This window comes from Halobacillus sp. BBL2006 (genome assembly GCF_000786645.1).
Lineage (GTDB): Bacteria > Bacillota > Bacilli > Bacillales > Halobacillaceae > Halobacillus.
Genome location: NZ_JRNX01000170.1, coordinates 1 through 6,069 on the forward strand (window position 1 = coordinate 1; position 6,069 = coordinate 6,069).

Here is a 6,069-nt window from a genome sequence, read left to right on the forward strand (position 1 = left end):
TCTATCTGAACGAGGGATCTTACTAGTTCCTGATGTTCTAGCCTCCTCTGGTGGTGTTACTGTATCTTACTTTGAATGGGTACAGAACAATCAAGGCTATTATTGGACAGAAGAAGAAGTCGAAGAAAAACTTCACAAAGTCATTGTGAAGGGGTTTGAGAACGTTTACCGTACAGCTGAAACACGAAGAGTTGATATGCGTTTAGCTGCTTATATGGTTGGAGTTCGTAAAATGGCAGAGGCATCAAGATTCCGAGGATGGATATAGGTTGATTCAACCACTATAATCTCCTATCATTTATATGGTAGGAGATTTTATTATGTTTAAATAGGAGTTTTCTTAAACAGAGAACTTTTGGACGGAAAGAGGAGTGTGAAGCATGCAACAAGAAGAAAAGGTCATTATTATCGGCGGTGGCCCGTGCGGCATGAGCGCGGCCATTGAATTGAAAAAACAAGGAATTGAGCCGTTAATCATAGAAAAAGGAAATATTGTCAATTCGATCTATCACTACCCGACCCATCAGACGTTTTTCAGCTCAAGCGAGAAGCTTGAAATCGGTCAAATCCCTTTCATCTCTGAAAGACAGAAACCAGTACGCAATGAAGCGCTAGCGTACTATCGTGCGGTAGCAGAGCGTGAAGAATTACGTGTAAATGCATATGAAAGAGTATTGCAAGTAACACCTAAGGACCAAGGGTTGATTGTAGGAACAAAAAAGAAAGACAATGAGAGAAAAGAGTATAAGGCTGACGAAATTGTCGTCGCTACAGGTTATTATGACCAACCGAACTACTTAGGGGTTAATGGCGAAGAACTGTCAAAAGTGAAGCATTATTTTAAAGAAGCTCATCCCTATTACAAAAAAGATGTAGTTATTATAGGGGGGAAAAACTCCGCTGCAGATGCGGCGCTTGAGCTTGAAAAATCAGGTGCAAACGTCACAGTCCTTTATCGAGGAGAAGATTATTCTAAAAGTATAAAGCCTTGGATCTTACCCCAGTTTGAGGCATTAGTCAGAAAAGAGCTTATAAAAATGGAGTTTTGTGCAAATGTCAAAGAAATTACGGACACAGAAGTCATCTATGAATGTAAAGGCGAAACGAAGCGTGTAAAGAATGACTTTGTATTTGCAATGACTGGTTATCGACCTGACCACAGCTTCCTTACGAAGATGGGTGTAGAAATTGATGAGGAGACTGGGCGTCCGGCCTATGATGATGAAACGATGGAAACAAATGTGAAAGGCATTTATATCGCAGGCGTTATAGCTGCTGGATACAATAATAATGAAATATTTATTGAAAATGGCCGTCATCACGGAGGAAAAATTGCCGCTTCTATAAAGAATAAAACAAGATGAGAATGCTGAGAGTCCCTCTCAAGGGGCTCTCATTATTTGTTAGAGCTCGTTTTCAATAGTTTGTTATAATAATGGAAGATTACATAGGAAGGGTGGCTGTTTAGATGAGTAAAGTCGTTCTGTTAACTACAGGTGGCACTATAGCGAGTGTGCCAAATGAAGAGTCAGGGAAGTTATCCTCAGGGGCCTTGACGGGAGAAGAGCTCGCCCAAATGCTGAAGTTGCCCTCAGAAATCGACGTGATTATTGAATCTGTTTTTCAAAAACCGAGTATGCACATTGATTTTGAGGATTTACTTTTGTTAAAGAGCAAAATTGAAAATTATTTCCTTGACGAGACTGTCTCAGGTGTCGTCGTTACCCATGGGACGGATTCTTTAGAGGAATCTGCCTATTTCTTAGATTTATCGATTAAAGATCAACGTCCAGTTGTCATCACGGGCTCTCAGCGCTCTCCAGGGGAGATGGGGAGTGATGCCTACATCAATCTTAGACACGCGATATATTCGGCGTGCAGCGTCGACTTATACAATGCTGGAGCGGTGGTAGTTTTTAACGAACGCATATTCCCTGCGAAGTATGTAAAGAAAGAACACGCTTCGAATATTCAAGGATTTAACGCCTTTGGTTTTGGTTACCTGGGGATTATCGATAATGATGAAGTACACATTTATCAAAAACCAATTAAGCGTGAAACTTATGAAGTCGTCTCACAAATTCCGAGAGTGGATATTGTAAAGACTTATTCTGGAGCAGATGGTACTTTTATTAAGGCTTCCAGAGAAAGTGGTGCAAAAGGAATTATTCTTGAAGGCGTAGGACGTGGCCAAGTTGCTCCGGGAATGATGGGTGAAATAATCCGGGCTATAGAAGAGGGGGTTACGATCGTAATTACAACTACCTCTGAGGAAGGGTCCGTTTACACAACGTATGATTATCTCGGTAGTGCTTACGATCTGTTCAAGCACGGAGTCATTCTTGGGGATGATGATGACAGTAAAAAAGCAAGAATTAAACTTGCCGTTATTCTTGCTTCAGATTACGATGGAGAAATCAAGTATTGATATTATATACCTATAAGGGTATATAGTATTTGTGGGTCAAAAGTGCAGGTTTTTTACATCAAATCCCAACCGTCGGTTCCCTTTCTCATAGCTTCATGATACGATTTAACATAGGGTGAATTTAGGGGAAAGGCTGATGGATCATGGCCTTAATGACAGCGGCTATTGCTCCTGCAGTGGCCATCATGACATTTATTTATTTAAGTAAGCGTATTGAACTAGAACCATTGCCTTTAATTATTAGGATGTTTATTATCGGAGTAATCATGGTATTTCCTATCATGTTTATCCAATATGCTTTTGAGACGGAGGGCTTTTTTCAAACTCCCTTTTTAAAATCGTTCTTTTTAGCAGGCTTATTAGAGGAATTTTTCAAATGGTTCTTTCTACTATTTGTGGCATTTCGCCACTCTGATTTTGATCATCACTACGATGGCATCATTTATGGTGTAGCCATCAGTCTCGGTTTTGCTACCGTTGAAAATATTATCTATTTGTTCTCAAATGGTATAGAAATTGCATTATTGCGTGCGATTTTTCCTGTTTCTTCCCATGCCTTATTCGGTATCATTATGGGATTTTATTTAGGAAAAGCTAAATTTTCTAATTCAAGCTCAGCTTTGTGCTTGTTTGTTGCTTTGATCATCCCAGTGAGCCTGCATAGTTTTTACGACCTTGTCATCACCGTTTTCGATCAAAGCTGGATATACGGAATTCTTCCATTTATGCTCGTATTATGGGGGATTGGTTTAAGAAAGATTCGTGTCGCGAATAAACATCATGAAAAGCTGTTAAAACAATAGTCTTATAAAAAAACCGTCGATAATCGACGGTTTTTTTATTTGGGCATTATGTATAAACTTCCTAAACCGATAGAAACTACCGATATAAATAAATTCTATTGGTCAGGGGTGGAACACGGATGTTATGGAAGAAAACAACGATTGTTTGTATAGGTCTGGCCATGTTTGTATTGCCATTATCTGAATGGACTAATGTCAAACCTGTACAAGGATTTTCTAATCAGGTCATCCAGCAAGGAGCAACAGGGGATGACGTCATTGAATTACAATCAAGACTTCAATACTTGGGATTTTATAACGGGGAAATTGACGGAGTATTCGGCTGGGGAACTTATTGGGCAGTGCGGAATTTCCAGTATGAATTCGGTTTAGATATTGATGGTTTGGTTGGACAGGAAGTGAAAAATAAACTTGTAAAGGCTAGTAAATACGACGAAGGCTTTGTCAAAGAGCAAATTCGTCAAGGGAATGAATTTTCCCACTATGGTGGTACGCCAAAACAACAACAAACGAGCCAGACGAATAAAAAGCCTCAACAGAAACCGCAACAAAACCAGCAGCAAGCACAGCCTAAAGAACCAACGGCTGTAAACGTGCCGAGTGGTTATTCACAGAACGACATACAATTGATGGCAAATGCCGTCTATGGTGAAGCTCGTGGAGAGTCGTATGTTGGTCAAGTAGCCGTAGCCGCTGTAATTTTGAACCGTGTGAGCAGTGCTTCATTTCCTAATACAGTCTCAGGGGTGATTTTCGAGCCCCGAGCGTTCACAGCTGTGAGTGACGGTCAGATCTGGTTAGAGCCTAATGACCAGGCCAAAGAAGCTGTTTTAGATGCGATCAATGGCTGGGACCCATCCGGGCAAGCCATCTATTATTTCAACCCGAACACTGCGACTTCCAGCTGGATTTGGTCACGTCCGCAAATCAAACAAATTGGAAAACATATTTTCTGTAAATAGGAGGTGGAAGTATGATTCGTACAATCGCTATTATTGTATTAAGTTTAACGACATTGGGAGCTGGAGTTTGGGGTTATAAGGAGAACCAGGATAAGAACGCTGTTCTTATTCAAGCTGAAAACAGTTATCAGCGCGCATTTCATGAATTGACCTATAACATAGATCTTTTGCATGACAAAATTGGAGCAACACTCGCAATGAATTCAAGAAAGCAATTATCTCCACAGCTTGCAGAAATATGGAAAATTACTTCCGAAGCCAATTCAGATGTCGGACAGCTCCCACTCACTCTTCTTCCATTTAATAAGACGGAAGAATTTCTATATGATGTAGGGGATTTTGCTTATCGTACAGCTGTTAGAGATTTAGAGAAAAAGCCACTTAGCGAAAAAGAAGTGAAAATGCTTGAACAACTCCATCAGCAATCTGGGGAAATTGAAAATGAACTTCGGAAAGTACAAAATGTAGTGCTAAAAGATAATTTACGCTGGATGGACGTCCAACTTGCGTTAGCTACGAATGATGAGGTAGGAGACAACACCATCGTTAACGGTTTTAAAACGGTAGAGAAATCAGTTGATGGGTATACCGAGTCAACGATGGAAACGGGCATGGGGACGAGAGATACAAAGCAGCAGTACCGCTACCTTGAAGGGGAGAAACTCTCTGAGAAAGAAGCCAAGAAAGTGGCTAGTGATTGGCTTGAGAAGGTGGACCAGTCTAAGCTCACAATGACGAAATCAGGTAAAGGCGCAAATGTTCCTACCTACACCGCTTCGTTCCAAAACGGGAAAAAGAGTGGTTACATTGATTTGACTGAAAAAGGCGGCCATCCACTGACCTTGATGATCAGTCGTCCCTTGAAGCAATCAAAGATCAGTCTGCATGAAGCTTCCAATAAGGCATTGGAATTCGTTAAAGGATTGGAGATATCTTCATTAGAACTTATAGAAAGCAGCCAATACGACAAAATAGGCGTCTTCCGGTATGTCTATACGAAGGATGATGTTCGATACTACCCCGATTCTATTGTAGTCAAGGTGGCACTTGACGATGGAGAAGTTCTCGGACTTTCAGCGAGGGATTATTACAATTATCATAACGATCGGAAATTGAATTCTCCTGAACTCTCAGAAAAAGAGGCAAGGGAAAGGGTTAACCCACAATTGAAAATTCAAGAACAGCATCTGTCAGTAATTGAAAATGATATTAAAGAGCAAGTGCTCTGTTACGAATTTTTAACTACAATGGAAAACACAACATACAGAATTTTCATCAATGCTACAAATGGTGAAGAAGAGAAAGTAGAAACATTGAAAAAGTCTGAAATGAAATTTAATAAAGATGTATAATGGTATGGCCACCTTGAAAAGGGTGGTCTTTTTTTGTTTCTTTAGACCTACACACTTCCTTTTTTGTGAGACAAATGGGATAATAAACCAATACTAAAGTCTTGAATATGGGGGTGTATTATGGGAGTTATTAAAATAGGAATGCCCATCACTTTGGAACTTCAAAAAAGGGACCAAGAAAAACCTGAAAAGTATAAATGTAAACTGGTGGATCGTCATCAAACTTCTATCTCTATTGATTATCCTGTAAATGTGAGAACAAAGAAGACGGGGTTTTTTCTGGAAGGTACAGAGTTTCAAGCAAGTTTCGTTGGAGAAGATGAGTCTGTTTACAAATTCGACACTGAAGTGATACAACGTCGAAAAACGAATATACCGATGATTGTGTTGAAATTTCCGGGTGAAAAGGAACTTGTACGCATTCAACGAAGAAAGTACGTCCGTGTTGAATCAAGTGTTGACGCAGTCATAAAGGACAATAATCATTCTTTAAACACGATTACACATGACATCAGTGGCGGGGG

6 protein-coding genes and 1 pseudogene are annotated in these 6,069 nt (G+C 40.1%); all 7 read left to right on the top strand.

Going from position 1 to position 6,069, the window contains the following annotated elements; translation table 11 throughout:
- Window positions 1-268, top strand: a pseudogene (locus tag LD39_RS06090) (Glu/Leu/Phe/Val dehydrogenase); the annotation flags it as partial.
- A gap of 112 nt (window positions 269-380) precedes the next feature.
- On the top strand, window positions 381-1,364 hold the full coding sequence (locus tag LD39_RS06095; RefSeq protein WP_035544015.1) for a YpdA family putative bacillithiol disulfide reductase: 984 nt from the start codon (window positions 381-383) through the stop codon (window positions 1,362-1,364).
- Window positions 1,365-1,468: 104 nt separating this feature from the next.
- Window positions 1,469-2,428, top strand: coding sequence for an asparaginase (locus tag LD39_RS06100; protein ID WP_035544019.1), 960 nt, complete (start codon window positions 1,469-1,471; stop codon window positions 2,426-2,428).
- 143 nt (window positions 2,429-2,571) lie between these two features.
- Window positions 2,572-3,231, top strand: coding sequence for a glutamic-type intramembrane protease PrsW (gene prsW, locus LD39_RS06105; RefSeq protein ID WP_081988338.1), 660 nt, complete (start codon window positions 2,572-2,574; stop codon window positions 3,229-3,231).
- Window positions 3,232-3,392: 161 nt separating this feature from the next.
- Window positions 3,393-4,193 (top strand): spore cortex-lytic enzyme, encoded by an 801-nt coding sequence (sleB, locus tag LD39_RS06110; protein WP_369793218.1) that lies wholly within the window; start codon window positions 3,393-3,395, stop codon window positions 4,191-4,193.
- Window positions 4,194-4,204: 11 nt separating this feature from the next.
- Entirely contained in the window at window positions 4,205-5,545 is a 1,341-nt protein-coding gene (ypeB, locus tag LD39_RS06115) for a germination protein YpeB (RefSeq protein WP_035544025.1), read from the top strand.
- A gap of 120 nt (window positions 5,546-5,665) precedes the next feature.
- Window positions 5,666-6,069 (top strand): flagellar brake protein (locus LD39_RS06120; RefSeq protein ID WP_035544026.1); only part of this gene is annotated, 404 nt, incomplete at its 3' end.